This window comes from Comamonas sp. BIGb0124 (genome assembly GCF_003752175.1).
GTDB lineage: Bacteria > Pseudomonadota > Gammaproteobacteria > Burkholderiales > Burkholderiaceae_C > Comamonas_F.
This window is the reverse complement of record NZ_RJVF01000016.1, coordinates 1-15,888: the sequence shown is the minus strand read 5'-3', so window position 1 is coordinate 15,888 and position 15,888 is coordinate 1. Positions and strand designations below refer to the sequence as shown.

Annotated in this window: 16 protein-coding genes; 5 read left to right on the top strand and 11 right to left on the bottom strand. The window is 67.2% G+C overall.

Annotated features, from left to right (window positions below; all coding sequences use genetic code 11):
• The first annotated feature begins 156 nt into the window (after positions 1–156).
• Positions 157–1,713, top strand: coding sequence for a M48 family metalloprotease (locus EC845_RS20990; protein ID WP_123300244.1), 1,557 nt, complete (start codon positions 157–159; stop codon positions 1,711–1,713).
• Here the strand turns inward: EC845_RS20990 and EC845_RS20985 are convergent.
• The 3 genes from EC845_RS20985 to EC845_RS20975 form a co-directional block, all read right to left on the bottom strand.
• The gene (locus EC845_RS20985; RefSeq protein ID WP_123300242.1) at positions 1,675–2,022 is read right to left on the bottom strand and encodes a phage holin family protein; all 348 of its coding nucleotides are present in this window, start codon (positions 2,020–2,022) and stop codon (positions 1,675–1,677) included. The two genes, EC845_RS20990 and EC845_RS20985, sit on opposite strands and share 39 nt — an antisense overlap.
• 59 nt (positions 2,023–2,081) lie before the next feature.
• Positions 2,082–2,507, bottom strand: a complete 426-nt coding sequence (locus EC845_RS20980) for a hypothetical protein (RefSeq protein WP_123300240.1) — start codon at positions 2,505–2,507, stop codon at positions 2,082–2,084.
• A 177-nt stretch (positions 2,508–2,684) separates the two neighbouring features.
• Positions 2,685–3,371, bottom strand: a complete 687-nt coding sequence (locus EC845_RS20975; protein WP_123300238.1) for a TerC family protein — start codon at positions 3,369–3,371, stop codon at positions 2,685–2,687.
• A 694-nt stretch (positions 3,372–4,065) separates the two neighbouring features.
• Here EC845_RS20975 and EC845_RS20970 point away from each other — a divergent pair.
• Positions 4,066–5,367 (top strand): MFS transporter, encoded by a 1,302-nt coding sequence (locus EC845_RS20970; RefSeq protein ID WP_123300236.1) that lies wholly within the window; start codon positions 4,066–4,068, stop codon positions 5,365–5,367.
• Between the two features lie 48 nt (positions 5,368–5,415).
• On the opposite strand, the gene EC845_RS20965 is transcribed toward EC845_RS20970, so the two are convergent.
• From EC845_RS20965 to purB, 3 genes are all read right to left on the bottom strand, one after another.
• Positions 5,416–5,712 carry an antibiotic biosynthesis monooxygenase gene (locus EC845_RS20965; protein ID WP_123300234.1) on the bottom strand — a complete coding sequence of 99 codons (297 nt, stop codon included), beginning with the start codon at positions 5,710–5,712 and terminating at the stop codon, positions 5,416–5,418.
• A 157-nt stretch (positions 5,713–5,869) separates the two neighbouring features.
• A complete protein-coding gene (locus EC845_RS20960) occupies positions 5,870–6,430 on the bottom strand; it encodes a YaeQ family protein (RefSeq protein ID WP_123300233.1) in 561 nt (186 codons plus the stop codon).
• Positions 6,431–6,548: 118 nt separating this feature from the next.
• Positions 6,549–7,970 carry an adenylosuccinate lyase gene (gene purB / locus EC845_RS20955; RefSeq protein ID WP_123300232.1) on the bottom strand — a complete coding sequence of 474 codons (1,422 nt, stop codon included), beginning with the start codon at positions 7,968–7,970 and terminating at the stop codon, positions 6,549–6,551.
• 278 nt (positions 7,971–8,248) lie between these two features.
• Here purB and EC845_RS20950 point away from each other — a divergent pair, with 278 nt between their 5' ends.
• Both EC845_RS20950 and EC845_RS20945 read left to right on the top strand, forming a co-directional pair.
• Positions 8,249–8,878: a glutathione S-transferase N-terminal domain-containing protein gene (locus EC845_RS20950; RefSeq protein WP_123300230.1), complete on the top strand. Its 630-nt coding sequence runs from the start codon at positions 8,249–8,251 to the stop codon at positions 8,876–8,878.
• Positions 8,879–9,021: 143 nt separating this feature from the next.
• Positions 9,022–11,226 carry a malate synthase G gene (locus EC845_RS20945; RefSeq protein ID WP_123300228.1) on the top strand — a complete coding sequence of 735 codons (2,205 nt, stop codon included), beginning with the start codon at positions 9,022–9,024 and terminating at the stop codon, positions 11,224–11,226.
• 72 nt (positions 11,227–11,298) lie between these two features.
• Here the strand turns inward: EC845_RS20945 and EC845_RS20940 are convergent, their stop codons facing one another.
• From EC845_RS20940 to EC845_RS20925, 4 genes are all read right to left on the bottom strand, one after another.
• Positions 11,299–12,108, bottom strand: a complete 810-nt coding sequence (locus EC845_RS20940) for an SDR family oxidoreductase (protein WP_233598210.1) — start codon at positions 12,106–12,108, stop codon at positions 11,299–11,301.
• Positions 12,105–12,803 carry an LPS export ABC transporter periplasmic protein LptC gene (gene lptC, locus EC845_RS20935; RefSeq protein WP_123300226.1) on the bottom strand — a complete coding sequence of 233 codons (699 nt, stop codon included), beginning with the start codon at positions 12,801–12,803 and terminating at the stop codon, positions 12,105–12,107. Before lptC ends, EC845_RS20940 begins: the two co-directional genes overlap by 4 nt.
• On the bottom strand, positions 12,800–13,375 hold the full coding sequence (locus EC845_RS22705; RefSeq protein WP_233598222.1) for an HAD family hydrolase: 576 nt from the start codon (positions 13,373–13,375) through the stop codon (positions 12,800–12,802). Before EC845_RS22705 ends, lptC begins: the two co-directional genes overlap by 4 nt.
• Before the next feature lie 650 nt (positions 13,376–14,025).
• Positions 14,026–15,003 carry an SIS domain-containing protein gene (locus EC845_RS20925; protein ID WP_123300222.1) on the bottom strand — a complete coding sequence of 326 codons (978 nt, stop codon included), beginning with the start codon at positions 15,001–15,003 and terminating at the stop codon, positions 14,026–14,028.
• A 157-nt stretch (positions 15,004–15,160) separates the two neighbouring features.
• Between EC845_RS20925 and EC845_RS20920 the strand changes: the two genes are divergently transcribed.
• A complete protein-coding gene (locus tag EC845_RS20920) occupies positions 15,161–15,703 on the top strand; it encodes an adenine phosphoribosyltransferase (RefSeq protein WP_123300220.1) in 543 nt (180 codons plus the stop codon).
• Here the strand turns inward: EC845_RS20920 and EC845_RS22700 are convergent.
• Positions 15,697–15,888 (bottom strand): hypothetical protein (locus EC845_RS22700; protein WP_233598209.1); only part of this gene is annotated, 192 nt, incomplete at its 5' end. The two genes, EC845_RS20920 and EC845_RS22700, sit on opposite strands and share 7 nt — an antisense overlap.

The following is a 15,888-nucleotide window of genomic DNA, read 5'->3' as shown; positions in this document are numbered from 1 at the left end:
GGCGAAGGAAACCTTGCGGCGGCTCGTGCATCATAGGGGGAATCCGCCAGGCGAATGGCCGGCTTCTGGTCGTCGCGCCAGACGGCATGCTGCCTGCCCGTCGACGGTTCGTGCCGGCATCCGGCCTGCACGCCGCCACCCAGTCCTCGCGTCCTTATGTCCGCTCTTTTCCGCATCAAATCGTTCGTGATCCATGGCGTCGTGGCGGCACTGATGGCCGGCGCGCTCTCGCCCGCTGCGGCCCAGTTGCCGTCGCTGGGCGACGCGGGCTCCATGACCGTCAACGCCGAACGCAAGCTCGGCGACCGCGTGGTGCGCGAGATCTACCGCGACCCGACCCGCATCGACGACGTCATCCTGACCGACTATGTCGACGACATCTGGCAGCCCCTGCTGGCCGCCTCGCGCGAGCTCGGCGAGATGACGCTGGAGCAGGACGGCCGCTACGCCTGGCGCGTCTTCCTGTTCCGCGACCCCACCATCAACGCGTTCGCTTTGCCCGGCGGCTACTTCGGCCTGCACCTGGGCCTGCTGCGCATGGTGGATACACGCGACGAACTGGCCTCGGTGCTGGGGCACGAACTCAGCCACGTCACCCAGCGCCACATCGCCCGCATGATGGAGTCCAGCGGACGGCAGGCGCCCTGGCTGATCGCCGCGATGATTCTCGGTGCCCTGGCGGCCGGCAGCAGCCGCAACACCAGCGACCTGGGCATGGCGGCCATCGCCGGCGGCCAGGCCCTCGCCATCCAGAACCAGCTGGATTTCTCACGCGACATGGAACGCGAGGCCGACCGCATCGGCTTCACCACCATGCTCAAGGCCGGCTTCAACCCGCGAGCCGTTTCCAGCATGTTCGAGAAAATGCAGGCGGCCAATCGCATCAACGACACCGGCAGCTACCCTTACCTGCGCAGCCACCCGCTGACCACGGAACGCATCGGCGCGGCCCAGCAGCGCATCCAGCTCGATGTCGACAAGCTGCCGGCCTTGCAGTCCGACCCGCTGGCGCTGATGATGGCCGCGCGCGCCGACGTGCTGCTCGACTCGGGCATCGATGCGTTGCGCGGCCTGTCCACCCGCGGCCAGGCCGCTGCGCTCGAGAGCCTGAGTCCGGCACGGCGCGCGGGTGCGCTCTACGGTGCGGCGCTGGCACAGGCCCGCATGCGCGACTTCACGCAGGCCCAGGCGACCGTGCAGCAACTGGATACCGCCCTGGCCGGACTGCGGGGCAACGCCACGCGCCACGACGAGCTGGTGCGGACGGCAGGACGCCAGCTCGAAGCCGAAATCGCCTTGATGCAAGGCGACTGGAACCGCGCACTCTCACGCGTCGACCTGCAGTCGGACGACCGTGCCAACGTGATGCTGGCGGCACGCGCCCATGTGGCGGGCGGCCAGGGACAGGCGGCCATGCAGCGCCTGCAGAGCTGGGTCACATCCCACAAGCAGGATGCCGGCGCCTGGCGTGAGCTGTCGGCCGCACTGGCCTCCCAGGGCCTGCGCCTGCGCGCCCTGCGCGCCGACGCCGAAGCCAGCCTCATCGAGCTCGACTACACCGCGGCCCTGGATCGCCTGCGTGCCGCGCAAGACCTCGTGCGCAGCGGCCAGATCCCGCGCGACGACATCGAGACCGCCATCGTCGACACCCGGGCCCGCGAGGCGCAGGAGCGGCTACGGCAGCAAACGCTCGAGGATCGCGTCGATCAGTAATTGCAGGGCCGAATAGATCAGCGAGCCCAGCACGGCGGCCCAGAAGCCGTTGACGTGAAAACTCTGCATCAGGCCCGAGGCCGACCAGAACATCAGGGCGTTGATGACGAACAGAAACAGGCCGAGCGTGACCAGCGTGACCGGCAGCGTGAGCACCACCAAGACCGGCCGCAGCACGGCATTGAGCAAGCCGATGACGGCCGCCGCGATCAGAGCCGAGCCAAAACCGGCGACCTGCACACCCGAATAGAGCGAGGCCACCACGATCAGCGCCAAGGCGCTGAGCAACCAGCGGAGGAGGAGTTTCATGCTGCCAGCATACTGCAGCGCGGCGGCCGCGGGCCAGGGCGCGCAGCGCCGCCCGTCGTTTATTCGAAAACGACGAACGAGAAAGCCAGCAGGGCCGAGAGCAGGCCCGGCACGCGCCAGTTGCCCGCCACGCCGCGCGATTGCTCCGGTGCCTTGGGCTTGCGTGCATCGATGATGCGGGCGGCACCGTGCTGTTCCTGCAATTGCGTCGTCAGCTCGGGCAGCGGCTCGCGCGCCACCACTTGCCGGACTTCGCCGGTGCCGCGTCCCAGCAGCGGGGACATGTCGGCAAACAGGCGGCTCGCCCACTTGGCACGCCACTTTTCACGCGAACCATGACTCGCCCACTTGCTCACGCGCTGGGTCATGCGCGGGGCACAGGCGACCAGCGTCCAATGCATGTCCTCGGCGGGCGCGCCCAAGGTGCCGGAGAGCACCTGGCCCGCGTAGTCGGCGTCGTCGATGTAGACAATGATGTGGTTCATGGCAGTCCTTGAAGAGGGCTGCGCCAAGATAGGCGCCTGTGGGGTCGATCGGTTTGTATTGGATTCTTTTTAGCACACAAAGTGCCGTTTATGGCGCCTTGATTCGCAAAAAAGGCGTCAAATGGCGATAAAACCCGCCATTTAGACGCCTTCAGGGGTCAGCGGACCCGCTCGAGATTACGCTGCGGCGACCTGCGCGCGCTTCTTGCGCAGCCAGCCGGCGCCCAGCACGGCCACCACCACCAGCAACGCGACGCCCCAGTACAGCACGGGCTGGTCGGCGAAGAAGCCCTTGATCTTCCAGGGTTCGTTGAGGATCATCTTGGCGGCCGTCAGCGACAGCACGCCGGCGCCGATGTAGATGATGGAGGGGAAACGCTCGACGAGCTTGAGCACCAGCGTGCTGCCGAACACCACGATGGGCACGCTGATCAGCAGACCGATGACCACCAGGTCGAAGCTGCCATGGGCCGCACCGGCCACACCCAGCACGTTGTCGATGCCCATCAGCGCATCGGCCACGATGATGGTCTTCATCGCGCCCCAGAACGTGTTGGCACCCGTGCCATGGGCATCCTCGCCGCTCGGATCATCCGCCAGCAGCTTGTAGGCAATCCAGATCAGTCCCAGCCCGCCGACCAGCATCAGGCCCGGGATCTGGAGCAGCCAGACCACGACCAGCGTCATGGCGGTCCGCACGGTGATGGCGCCGACCGTGCCCCAGATGATGGCCTGGCGCTGCAGGTTCTTGGGCAGCGAACGGGCGGCCAGCGCGATCACGATGGCGTTGTCGCCGGCGAGCACGAGGTCGATGACGATGATGGCCGCCAGCGCGGTCCACCAGGGTGCGGATAGAAATTCCATGTGGGCAAGACTCCAGAACAGTGTTGTTTTTAAACCTGCAGGAACTGGACCGGCCTGTGGATGCCGCTGCAAACGAAACCCGGGCGGGCGGTCATGGACCACGCACACACCGACAGGCACCACCTTGCAGGGCGGACACTCCGGCGCCACCTCCCTTGAGGCAACGTCGAAGGTCTTGCTCGGCGGCTCTGCAGGCTGGGCCTGCGAGACACCCGACCGGCCGGAGTGCCTGGCCGGTAAGCCAGACGTCTCGTATTGACGACAGGTCGATGACACCCGCAGGCCGTAAGGCACGCGGGCAAACGGGAGCTACTCCCCTTCGTAGACGCGGATTAAAGCACGGGCACAAGCACGCCATGTGAAATCCGAGAAGGTTCAGGGTTATTGGCCATGAACGGCGGTCTCTCGAAACGCTTTGTCCTTGAGCTCCGGCAGCTCATTATTCAATAGCAAAGAAAAACAACCTCCGCCTTTTTCATGCTCACGATCCCCGCTTGCGATGAAAAATCAAGCATGTCCATGCGCCTTGGTGCGTTGACACGGGGCCGCTCGGCAGGCCCGCGCCGGGCGGCGCATGATGCGGGACTTCTTCCATCGGTTCCCCATCCACGGCCGGCCGGCACGACGCCCTCTCGAGGCGCCCCGGCCCGTGGTTTCCCGCTGGCCCTGGCGAACCCGGGGCCCATCTTTCGACATGCGCGATCTCTCATCGGCCGCCCCGCCCCGTGTGGCGGCCTCTGCCATCCTGCCGCCTGCGGCGGGCAACCGCAGCGATCTGGCACGCGGCACGGCCGAATCCCTGCCGGCCTCCCCCCTGGTCCGAATCCTGGGTGTGATGGTGTTCAACTTCCTGAGCTATCTGGCGGTCGGCCTGCCCCTGGCGGTGCTGCCGGCCTTCATCCACGACCAATTGGGCTACGGCGCGATGGTGGCGGGGGCGGCGATCAGCGTCCAGTATCTCGCCACGCTGCTCTCGCGACCCCATGCGGGCCGTCTGGCCGACTCGGTCGGCGCCAAGCGGACCGTGCTGGTCGGGCTGCTGTCCACCACGCTGGGCGGCGCATTGCTGCTGGCCGCTGCCTGGCTGACCGCCTGGCCCCTGTTGAGCCTGATCGTCATCGTGGGCAGCCGGCTGGCCATCGGTTTCGGCGAAAGCTGGATCGGCACGGGTTCACTGATGTGGGCCATGGGCCGCATGAACGGCGAGCAAAGTGCACGCGTCATTTCCTGGAGCGGCATCTGCACCTATGGCGCACTGGCCGCCAGCGCCCCGTTGGGCGTGGCGATTTCGGCCACCGCCGGCTTTGCGTGGCTGGGCGCGGCCATGGCCGTGATCGGAGGTCTGGGCTACTGGCGTGCGCGACGCATTGCGCCTGTCCCCGTGGTCATCGGCGAGCGCATGCGGTTTTCCAGCGTCCTGCTGCGGGTCGCCCCGATGGGCATCGCCCTGGCGCTGGGCGCGGCCGGCTTCGGGGTGATCGCGACCTTCATCACGCTGTTTTACTCCGCCCAGCAATGGGGGCAGCCGGCCTGGGCGCTGACGGCCTTCGGCGCAAGTTTCATCGTGGGCCGACTGCTGTTCTCGCACACCATCCGGCGCTGGGGAGGCTTCCGGCCCGCGTTGGCCTCGCTGGCCTGCGAGGCGCTGGGACTGCTGCTGCTGGCCGCGGCACCCGATGCCGCCTGGGCCCTGGCTGGCGCCGCGCTCACCGGCCTGGGCTGGGCCCTGGTCTTCCCCGCGTTGGGCGTGGAAGTCGTGGCCATGGTGCCGCCGGCCAGCAAAGGCGCGGCGATTGCCGCGTTTTCCGTGTTCTTTGATGTGGCGATGGGCCTGACCGGGCCGGCCGCCGGACTGGCCGCCGAGCTGTGGGGTTTCCGGTCCGTGTATGCACTGGCCTCGGCGGCTTGCATCGTGGCCCTCGCCCTGGCCTGGATGCTGTACCGTCGCCATCGGCAATCGGCCGCATCGCCCCGGCTGGCGAGCCATCCGTCCTGAGCGGCTGGGCGCCCCGCCGCCCGGGTCGCTACGCGCCAGCCCGACCTGTCACTCGACGACGACGTCGAAGTGTTCCACCACGGGCGGTGCGGCAAAGAACGGCCCGACGATGGCACGCCATTGCGTGAACGCCTCGGACTGGCGGAAATCGACGGTGTGGTTCTCGAGCGTTTCCCAGCGGATGCGCAAAAGGTAACGCTCCGGGGTCTCGATGCTGTGCGTGACGCTGTAGCCCAGGAAACCCTGGGCATGGGCGATCACGCTGCTCACGCCATGCTGGATGGCCTGCTCGAATGCGGCCTGCTGGCCGGGCTGGATGCGGATGTCTGCAACTTCGTAGATCAACGGTCTCTCCTGGAATGATCGGGATCACGACGCGCGTGAAAGACCGCGTCGTGGCCAGGCCGCCGAGCTTACCGGAAGCCGCAGGGCCTGTCGCGCTGCCCCGCTTCGTGCCGCCGGGCCGGCCGCCGACAGGCGCCACGCGCACCTTGTGCACCGATCACTTCCAGCGCACGCACTCGATGTCGACGCTGCCGCGTTCGCTGCCCAGGCTGAGCACACCCTCCTGGATCGTTGCCTGCAGCTGCATGCTGCGCTCGGCCAGTGCGGCCAGGCTCTGTGCCGCTTCGGTCGGTACACGCCAGACCGTGAGCTTGTCCAGGCGCGTGAGCTTGCCCTGGATGCCGCGCCACCAGACATCGGCCGCGGAACTGAACGCGTAGACGACCACGGCATCGGACTTGCTGCAGGCCTTGGCCAGCGGCTTGTCCTCGGGCTGCCCGACCTCGATCCACAGGCGCGAAGCGCCGGTGAAGTCCCGCAGGCTCACGTCCGGGTCTTCGGGGTTGGACAGGCCGGCGCCGAACGTCAGCGTGCCGTCGCCACCGCAGTCGTCGTGCAGGCGGTGCGCCTGCAGCGCCAGCGCGGCCAGCCGCACCATCATGCGTTCATCGGTCTCGCTCGGATGGCGAGCCAGCGTCAGGGCATGGTCGGCGTAATAGCCGTGATCGATGTCGGCGATGGCCACATGGGCCTTGAAGATCGTGGATTTGAGGGCCATGCGGGACCGTTCGGTGAAATCAAAAAAACAGCCACTCGCCTGATCGACCTCGGCGGGGAGGTCGGCGAGTGGCGGCGAGCCCTGCGGCGGCCCTTGCCGGGCCTGCCGCAGCGCAAGACTAGGCGCGGTTGGCCAGCTCGGCGGCCTTGCCCACGTAGCTGGCGGGCGTCATGGCCAGCAGGCGCTCTTTTTCCGTCACCGGGATGTCGAGGCTGCGGATGAGCCGGTGCAGATCGGCAGCGGCCACGGTCTTGCCGCGCGTGACTTCCTTGAGCTTCTCGTACGCACCCTGAACGCCGTAACGGCGCATCACCGTCTGGATGGGTTCGGCCAGGACTTCCCAGGCGTTGTCGAGATCGGCCGCCAGGTTTTCCTCGTTGAGCTCGAGCTTGTCCAGGCCGACCGACAGCGAGCTGTAGGCCAGTTGGCTGTAGCCCAGGGCCACGCCCATGTTGCGCAGCACGGTGGAATCGGTCAGGTCGCGCTGCCAGCGGCTGACGGGCAGCTTTTCGGCCAGATGGCGCAGCAGCGCGTTGGCGATGCCCAGGTTGCCTTCGGCATTTTCGAAATCGATCGGATTGACCTTGTGCGGCATGGTCGACGAACCGATCTCGCCGGCCTTCAGGCGCTGCTTGAAATACCCCAGGCTGACATAACCCCAGACATCGCGCGACCAGTCGGTCAGGATGGTGTTGAGGCGCGCCACCGCATCGAACAGCTCGGCCATGTAGTCATGGGGCTCGATCTGGATGCTGTACGGCTGGAACGTCACGCCCAGTCCCCAGGGGGCGGCACTGGTGGCGGCGTCCGCACCGGGTTCCGGCGACTCGATGACCCGGCGGCTGAAAGCCTCCCAGTCGAACTCGGGCCAGGCCGAGAGATGGGCGTTGTAGTTGCCCACGGCGCCGTTCATCTTGGCCAGCAGCTTGACGCCGGCGATCTTGGCGCGGGCAGCCATCAGGCGCACCACCACGTTGGCGATCTCCTTGCCCACCGTGGTGGGGCTGGCGGTCTGGCCGTGCGTGCGGCTGAGCATGGGCACCTGCGCATAGGCCTGGCTCATGGTGCGCAGCTTGGCGATGATCTTGTCGACCGCCGGCAGGATGACCTGTTCACGCGCGGCCTTGAGCTGCAGGGCGTGGCTGGTGTTGTTGATGTCTTCGCTGGTGCAGGCGAAGTGCACGAACTCGCTGGCGGCCAGCAGCGCCGGGCGGCCTTCGAACTTCGACTTGATCCAGTACTCCACGGCCTTGACGTCGTGGTTGGTGACTTTTTCGATGGCCTTGATGGCCTCGGCATCGGCTGCGCTGAACTGCTGCACCAGCGACAGCAGGTAGGCGCGGTCGTCGGCGCCCAGACGCGGGAATTCGTTGAAGCCGGCTTCGCTGAGGGCCACGAACCAGGTGATTTCGACCTGCACGCGGCGATGCATGAAGCCTTGTTCCGACATCAGCGGGCGCAGGGCATCCACGCGGCTGGCGTAACGGCCGTCCAGCGGCGAGAGGGCGGAAATGGCGGCAAAAAGGTTGGAGGAGCTCATAGGGCGCTATTGTAGAAGGCAGGCATCTCTTCCCGCACCTCAGGGCCCCGCAAAACCGGCGGCCCGGCGGCCGGACGGCGCTGCGCACGCGTCGCACCGGAGCGGCCACCGCTCCCGGTACAATGAATACATTACTGTACAAAATGCCAGCCTACCGGCCTTTGCCGACACGCGGCAGCCCTGGCGATGCAGCGGCGCCACACCGGCACATCTGCGCCACGGCACAATCGACGTGCAGAAGATCGCACACCCCACCTGCCCACCCGTTGTAGATCACCATGAAACTCATTGGATCCCCTGCCAGTCCCTATGTGCGCAAGGTACGTGTCGTTCTGGCCGAGAAGAAGCTCGACTACCAGATGCTGCCCGATGATCCCTGGAGCGCCACGGCCCAGGTGCCTGCCTACAACCCCCTGGGCCAGGTGCCCTGCCTGGTCATGGAAGGCGGCGAAGCGCTCTACGACTCGCGGGTCATCGTCGAATACCTCGACACGCTGTCGCCCGTGGGCAAGCTGATCCCGGCGACGGGACGCGAGCGTGCGGCGGTCAAGACCTGGGAAGCCCTGGCCGACGGCGTGCTGGACGCCGGCGTGCTGGCCCGTCTCGAGCGCCACTGGCCGGGCCGCCAGGACGGCGAACGCTCGCAGGCCTGGGTCGACCGCCAGTTCGGCAAGATCGAGGCCGGACTGGCCGCCATGGAGCGCCAGCTCGGTGCTCAGCCGGCCCATGTCCAGCCCTATTGCAGCGGCATCCACCTCAGCCTGTCCGACATCGCCGTCGGCTGCGCGCTGGGCTGGCTGGATTTCCGGTTCCCCGAGATCGACTGGCGCACCGAGCACCCCCATCTCGCCCGCCTGCACGACAAGCTGGCCCTGCGCAGCAGCTTCGCCGACACCGTCCCGCGCTGAATCCGGCCGCCGACGGTGCGATTAGGTTTGAAAAAGTCACGAATCGATTGCCACAAGACCTCTTAATCTCTACGGCAGTATCAAATACAGTGGGGCCAAGAGACTGTGTTCCTGTGTTCATTCCATCCTGAGGGCAACCACCCATGACCGATCGCACCACCGTCCACGGCTTGCACGTGGCCACCGAGCTCTACCGCTTCATCGAAGACGAGGTCCTGCCCAAGGTGGGCGTGGCCAGCGCCGCGTTCTGGCAAGGCTTCGATGCCATCGTGCACGACCTGGCCCCCAGGAATGCCGCCTTGCTGGCCGAGCGCGACCGCCTGCAGGGCGAGCTCGATGCCTGGCATGCAGCGCATCCCGGCCCGATCGCCGATGTGCCCGCCTACCGTGCATTTCTCGAAGGCATCGGCTACATCCAGAAGCCTCCTCAGGGCGTCAAGGCCACCACCACCCAGGTCGATGCCGAACTCGCCACCCAGGCCGGCCCGCAGTTGGTCGTGCCCATCCTGAACGCGCGCTACGCCCTCAACGCCGCCAATGCACGCTGGGGCTCGCTCTACGACGCGCTGTACGGCACCGATGCGATTGCCGAGACGGACGGCGCTGAAAAGGGCAAGGCCTACAACCCTGTCCGGGGCGCCAAGGTGATTGCCTATGCCCGCGAGGTGCTGGATCAGGCCGCCGTGCTGGCCCGCGGTTCGCACAAGGACGCCACCGGCTACCGTGTCGAGAACGGCCGGCTCGTCGTGCTGACGGCCGACGGCGGCACGGGCCTCCAGCAGCCCGATCAGTTCATCGGCTACCAGGGCGAGGCCGGCTCGCCCACGGCCATCCTGCTGCGCCACCATGGCATCCACATCGAGATCCGCATCGATCCGGCCACGCCCATCGGCCGCAGCGATCCGGCCGGCGTGAGCGACGTGCAGCTCGAGTCCGCGCTGTCGACCATCCTCGATCTCGAGGATTCGGTCGCGGTGGTGGACGCATCCGACAAGGTGCTGGCCTATCGCAACTGGCTGGGACTGCTCGACGGTTCGCTGACCGAAACGCTGAACAAGGGCGGCAAGACACTCGTCCGCAGCCTGAACGCCGACCGCCACTACACCGGCGCCGACGGCCAGCCCGTGGCGCTGCACGGCCGCTCGCTGCTGTTCGTCCGCAACGTCGGTCATCTGATGACCAACCCGGCCGTGCTCTACGGCCCGGAAGGCCGCGAGATTCCCGAAGGCATCCTCGACGCCGTGGTCACCGTGACCATCGCCCTGGTCGACCTGCAGGGCCAGGGCCGCCTGCCCGACGGCCAGGCCGTGCGCAACTCGCGCATCGGCAGCGTCTACATCGTCAAGCCCAAGATGCATGGCCCGCAGGAAGCCGCCTTTGCCGACACCTTGTTCGCACGGGTCGAGCAGGTGCTGGGCCTGGCGGCCAACACCGTCAAGCTGGGCATCATGGACGAGGAACGCCGCACCAGCGTCAACCTCAAGGCCAGCATCGCCCAGGCCGCCGCACGCGTGGCCTTCATCAATACCGGTTTCCTCGACCGCACCGGCGACGAGATCCACAGCGCCATGCGGGCCGGCCCGATGCTGCGCAAGGGCGACATCAAGGGCACGCGCTGGATCGCCGCCTACGAAAAGAACAACGTGCTGGTCGGCCTCTCGCTGGGCCTGCGCGGCAAGGCACAGATCGGCAAGGGCATGTGGGCCATGCCCGACCTGATGGCCGACATGCTCAAGCAGAAGATCGCCCATCCGAAGGCCGGCGCCAACACCGCCTGGGTGCCCTCGCCCACGGCGGCCACGCTGCACGCGCTGCACTACCACCAGGTGAATGTGGCGCAGGTCCAGCAGGCACTGGAGCAGAGCGATGCGGATGCACAGTACGACGCGCTGATCGACGACCTGATCCAGATCCCGGTGGCCGCCCAGGACACCTGGAGCGCCGCCGAGAAGCAGCAGGAACTCGACAACAACGTGCAGGGCATTCTCGGCTACGTGGTGCGCTGGATCGACCAGGGCGTCGGATGCTCCAAGGTGCCCGACATCCACAACGTGGGCCTGATGGAAGACCGCGCCACACTGCGCATTTCCAGCCAGCACATCGCCAACTGGCTGCTGCACGGCGTGATCACCGAAGACCAGGTGCGCGAGACTTTCGAGCGCATGGCCAGCGTGGTCGACCAGCAAAACGCGGGCGACCCGCTGTACCTCCCCCTGGCCGGCAACGCCCAGACCTCGTATGCCTATCGCGCCGCACTCGACCTGGTGTTCAAGGGCATCGAGCAGCCCAGCGGCTACACCGAACCGCTGCTGCACGGCTGGCGCCTGAAGTTCAAGCAACAGGCCTGAGGCCAAGCGGGCCCTCGCCGCGCAGCGTCGTCCCGAACGTCGCTGCGCCACGCCGGGCCTGCTGCACCGCTCTCACTCGCCCTCGCGGGCCTTGCGTGCGCGCCCGGATGTCGCGCGGTCGAACAGACCGTTGGGCAGCAGCCGCAGCAGCCGGGCCACCCAGGCCATTTGCCACGGGATGATGCGGTGGCTGTCGCCCGCCTCGATCGCCTTCAGGGCCCGGTCGGCAAAGTCGGACGGCTGCATCAGGAAGGGCATGGCGTAACGATTGCTGCGCGTCAGCGGCGTATCGATGAAGCCGGGCGAAATCGTCACCACCCGAACCCCCGAACGCCGCAGCTCGACACGCAGGCTTTCGCAATAGCTGATCGCCGCGGCCTTGCTCGAACAATAGGCCGCACTGCCCGGCAGGCCGCGGATTCCGGCCACGCTGGCGATGCCGACCAGACGGCCGCTGCCGCGTTCGCGCATGGGGGCCACGAAGGGGTGGAACGTGGCGGCCAGGCCCAGATTGTTGGTGGCATAGATGCGCGCCATCACGTCGAGATCGCCGCGCACGGCGGTATCCATGCCGATGCTGATGCCGGCATTGGCAACCACCACATCCGGCAGACCTTGCCGCGCGATGCAGGACCGCGCGGCAGCCACGATCTGCTCGATGTCGCTCACGTCGGCCGCATAGATCCGGCAGCGCGACTCATCCATGCCCTGGCTCAGGCGCCATGCCTGCAGCGTCTCGCCGCGCCGCGCCACCAGAGCCAGATCGTAGCCGGCCTGCCCCATGCGCCAGGCCAGCGCCTGCCCGATGCCGCTCGATGCGCCGGTGATGAAGGCCAGAGGCCGGCGGGCCGTGACCACGGCGCCCGTCGCCGGCGAGGTCACCGTGCGCCGCCCGCAGGCTCGCGCGGCTGGATCACGCTGCGCACCCGTCCCTGCAGGTCGACCACGCGGGTGTTGTGGTCGTAGTCCAGCCGATCGGCGGTGATGCGGTCCTGGCCCCTGATGATGAGCACGGGCAAGTCGGACTTGACCTGGTTGAGGTCGGGAAAAGCCTTGAGCTGATCGCCGTGGAACTCCATGCGGGGCTGCATCTGGCCCTGGGCGTTCGGCCCGGCCTCGCGCACGACGACGGCATTGCCCTTGAGCTCGACTTCCTCGCCGTTGCGCAGGCTCACGGCCTCGCGGCCGGAAGCCGTCGTCAACTGGCCTGCGTCATCGAAGGCCCGGATGCGGGCACCGTCGACCTCCAGGCGGTCGGTATCCGTGAAATGGCGGCCCTGGTCGCCCTCGATCTCGGTCTTCAGATGGCCGTCGGCACGGTAGGTGCGCATGGCGAAGTCCTGCATGCGGTAGTCCGGATCGCGCCGTTCCTCGCGCGCCGAATGCGGCTCCTGAGGTGCAGGCGTGTTGCGGACCAGCCAGAAGGTGCCCAGCGCCAGCACACCGATGATGAGCACCGGGAGATAGAGGCTGACCGCATCGCGCAGCCGGTTCAGGTGAGAGCCGCGCGGCTTCGGTCGCCCCTTGCCGGTCGGCCGGGGGGTGGGAAGATCGGGCCGGACGGCCTGGGCGTTCATGCGGCGTACTCCTGAAGCAGATCCACATAGCGGCCGCTGGCCACCAGCAGCAGATCGCAGTACTCGCGTGCCGCGCCCTCGCCGCCCGCCAGACGCGTGACATGGTGGGCCACGGCCTTGACCTCGGCATGTGCATTGGCCGGCGCGCAGGCAAATGCGCAACGCCGAAGCGCCGGCAGATCCGGCCAGTCGTCGCCGATCCAGGCGGCCTGTGACCAAGTCAGTCCCAGCTCGGCCAGGATGGCTTCGGCAGCCGGCTTCTTGTCTTCCGTGCCGTAACGCACATGCGTCACGCCGAGCGCCGCCAGACGGACACGCAGTGCAGGAGAATCGCGCCCCGTCACCACGGCCGGCGTGATGCCCGCACGCGCCAGCAATTTGATGCCATGGCCGTCGAGCGTGTTGAAGCGTTTGAGCGTCTCGCCTTCGGCTCCGAAGTAGAGGCTGCCATCCGTCAGCACGCCGTCGACGTCGAAGAACGCCACGCGTACGCCTTGCGCGCGCAGCAGCAGTTGCGGCACCACCGCCAACGCAGGCGTCAGCGATGCAAGCGGCGCAACGGCGGGGGCAATGGCGGGTGTGGTGGCGTCGGCCACGGGCCGGGGATCCCTGCGCCGCGACTCGTGAACCGAGGACTCGGTGGCCACGGAACGGGTCTGCCGAGGCGCCGGGTCGCCAGGCGGACGGGCGCGGGCCGACGAAGAAGGCGGCGACGTCAGGGCGGGTTCCGAAGAAGTCTCGGAAGCCAGGACAGCCGACGGCCGCGGCGGATTTGCCGGCACCGATGAATTCTCGGCGGATCCAGCGTCGACGGACCCCGTGGCCGCTGCCGGCCCGGCGGCGTCTTCTGTCTCGCCGGAAGATATCGGTGCGGCAGCAGGCAAGACGTCGGCCCCCGAGGGCGCGGCTGCGGCGGAAGACACCGTTTTGCGCGCCGACCGGGCGCGGCGCGGCCGGGCTGCCCGGGTGCCGGCCTCGCCGGATGCCTCTGCGGACTCGGAACCCGGGACAGGGGCTTCGCCGGCACCTGCCGGCACCGTCTCGTCAGGCCCGGTTGCCGCAGGCGTTTCCTGGCGCTCCCCGGCAAACAGGCTGGCTTGCGAGGCGATTCCTTCGACCGACGGGTTCTGCCCGGACACGCTCGTTTCGTGAGCCGGCTTTTCGGAGGCCGTCGACTCGGATGCCTGGCGGCGGACCCGTGGGGTGGACTTGCTGCTTTTTCTCATATCACCTTGGCCTGCATCAGGTCTTTGCTGGTTACCATGCCCACGAGCGTCTGGTCGGCATCGACCACCAGCACGTCGCTGATCCGATAGCGCTCCATCAGCGCAGCCGCTTCCGCAGCCAGCACATGGGGCGCGATCGTACGCGGTCCGGTCTTCATGACCTCTTCGGCCGTGAGCGCACGCAGATCCGTTCCCTGCGACACCAGGCGCCGCAGATCACCGTCCGTGAAAACACCCAGTACCTTCCGATGCCCATCCACGATGGCGGCCGCGCCCAATCCTTTGAGGCTGATCACACGCATCAGTTCAATCAACGGCGTCTGCGGGCCCACGCTGGGCACGGCGTCGCCTTTGCGCATGACATCGGAGACATGGGTCAGCAGGCGGCGTCCGAGCGCACCGCCCGGGTGCGAGCGGGCAAAGTCATCCTTGCCGAAGCCCCGCACGTCGAGCAGGACCACGGCCAGCGCATCGCCCAGGGCCAGTTGGGCCGTGGTGCTGGCGGTCGGTGCCAGATTGAGCGGACAGGCTTCACGTTCGACGCTGCTGTCGAGCACGATGTCGGCATGACGGGCCAGCGAAGACTGCAGACCGCCCGTCATCGCCATCACCTTGACGCCCTGGCGCTTGAGGACCGGCAGCAGCACCAGCAGCTCGTCGCTTTCGCCGCTGTTGGAGATGGCCAGCACGATGTCGTCGGGCTGCACCATGCCCAGGTCGCCGTGTGCGGCCTCGCCCGGGTGCACGAACAGGGCCGGCGTCCCGGTGGAGGCCAGTGTCGCGGCAATCTTGCGGCCCACATGGCCCGCCTTGCCCATGCCCATGACCACGACCCGGCCGCGGCTCTCCAGGATCGTCTGGACGGCCGACACAAAAGGCGTGCCGAGCCTGGCTTTGAGCCCCGTCACTGCGGCGGCCTCGATGTCCAGCGTGTCTTGTGCAAATGCCAAGATCTTTTGAGCGTCTAATATCATGACCGTATTTTATCGGCTGCCCGCCGCTTGCCCCGGTCCTGTCCATCTCCGTTCGTGAGTGACCGGCATCGGATTGAACCGCAGAAAACGGCAGACACCGGGCCGCATGGCCTGCCCCGCGCCATGCGCGATCCCCTTTTGATTGAATGAAATGGCCATGGACGACCCGATTGCCCTGATTCGCCGCCACATCCGCACCGTGCCCGACTGGCCGGCGCCCGGCGTGCAGTTCCGCGACATCACGCCGCTGCTCCAGGATGCACAAGCTTTTCGTGTGCTGATCCAGACCTTTGTCGAGCGGTATCGCGCCATGAAGATCGATGTGGTGGCCGGCCTCGACGCCCGGGGATTCATCATCGGTTCGGTGGTCGCCTATGAGCTGGGCGTCGGATTTGTGCCCATCCGGAAAAAGGGCAAGCTGCCCTTCACCACCGTCGAGGAAACCTACGAACTGGAATATGGCAGCGCCACGGTGGAATTGCATGCCGATGCCGTTCTGCCCGGACAGCAGGTTCTGCTGATCGACGACCTGATCGCCACCGGCGGCACCATGATGGCCGGCAAACGGCTGCTGGAAAAGCTCGGGGCGCAGGTGGTCGAAGGCACGGCCATCGTCGACCTGCCGGAGCTGGGGGGCTCGAAGCGGCTGCGCGAAGGCGGGTTGACCGTGCACACGCTGGTGGATTTCTCGGGTCACTGATATTGGGTCACCGATCCACCGAACCCCACCCTAAACACAAACAAAAACGCCTGCTGGGTATCCGGCAGGCGTTTGTGGGGGTGGTTTTTTGTTTTCCCAAAGCAAAACGCCCAACCTTTTGAGGGGTTGGGCGGTTTGGTTATAAGAGCCTGACGATGACCTACTTTCACACGGGAACCCGCACT

Excerpts from the sequence above, each read along its gene's own strand:
- EC845_RS20990 (WP_123300244.1), top strand. The coding sequence starts at position 157 with ATGTCCGCTCTTTTCCGCATCAAATCGTTCGTGATCCATGGCGTCGTG.
- EC845_RS20985 (WP_123300242.1), bottom strand. The coding sequence starts at position 2,022 with ATGAAACTCCTCCTCCGCTGGTTGCTCAGCGCCTTGGCGCTGATCGTG.
- EC845_RS20980 (WP_123300240.1), bottom strand. The coding sequence starts at position 2,507 with ATGAACCACATCATTGTCTACATCGACGACGCCGACTACGCGGGCCAG.
- EC845_RS20975 (WP_123300238.1), bottom strand. The coding sequence starts at position 3,371 with ATGGAATTTCTATCCGCACCCTGGTGGACCGCGCTGGCGGCCATCATC.
- EC845_RS20970 (WP_123300236.1), top strand. The coding sequence starts at position 4,066 with ATGCGCGATCTCTCATCGGCCGCCCCGCCCCGTGTGGCGGCCTCTGCC.
- EC845_RS20960 (WP_123300233.1), bottom strand. The coding sequence starts at position 6,430 with ATGGCCCTCAAATCCACGATCTTCAAGGCCCATGTGGCCATCGCCGAC.
- purB (WP_123300232.1), bottom strand. The coding sequence starts at position 7,970 with ATGAGCTCCTCCAACCTTTTTGCCGCCATTTCCGCCCTCTCGCCGCTG.
- EC845_RS20950 (WP_123300230.1), top strand. The coding sequence starts at position 8,249 with ATGAAACTCATTGGATCCCCTGCCAGTCCCTATGTGCGCAAGGTACGT.
- EC845_RS20945 (WP_123300228.1), top strand. The coding sequence starts at position 9,022 with ATGACCGATCGCACCACCGTCCACGGCTTGCACGTGGCCACCGAGCTC.
- lptC (WP_123300226.1), bottom strand. The coding sequence starts at position 12,803 with ATGAACGCCCAGGCCGTCCGGCCCGATCTTCCCACCCCCCGGCCGACC.
- EC845_RS20925 (WP_123300222.1), bottom strand. The coding sequence starts at position 15,003 with ATGATATTAGACGCTCAAAAGATCTTGGCATTTGCACAAGACACGCTG.
- EC845_RS20920 (WP_123300220.1), top strand. The coding sequence starts at position 15,161 with ATGGACGACCCGATTGCCCTGATTCGCCGCCACATCCGCACCGTGCCC.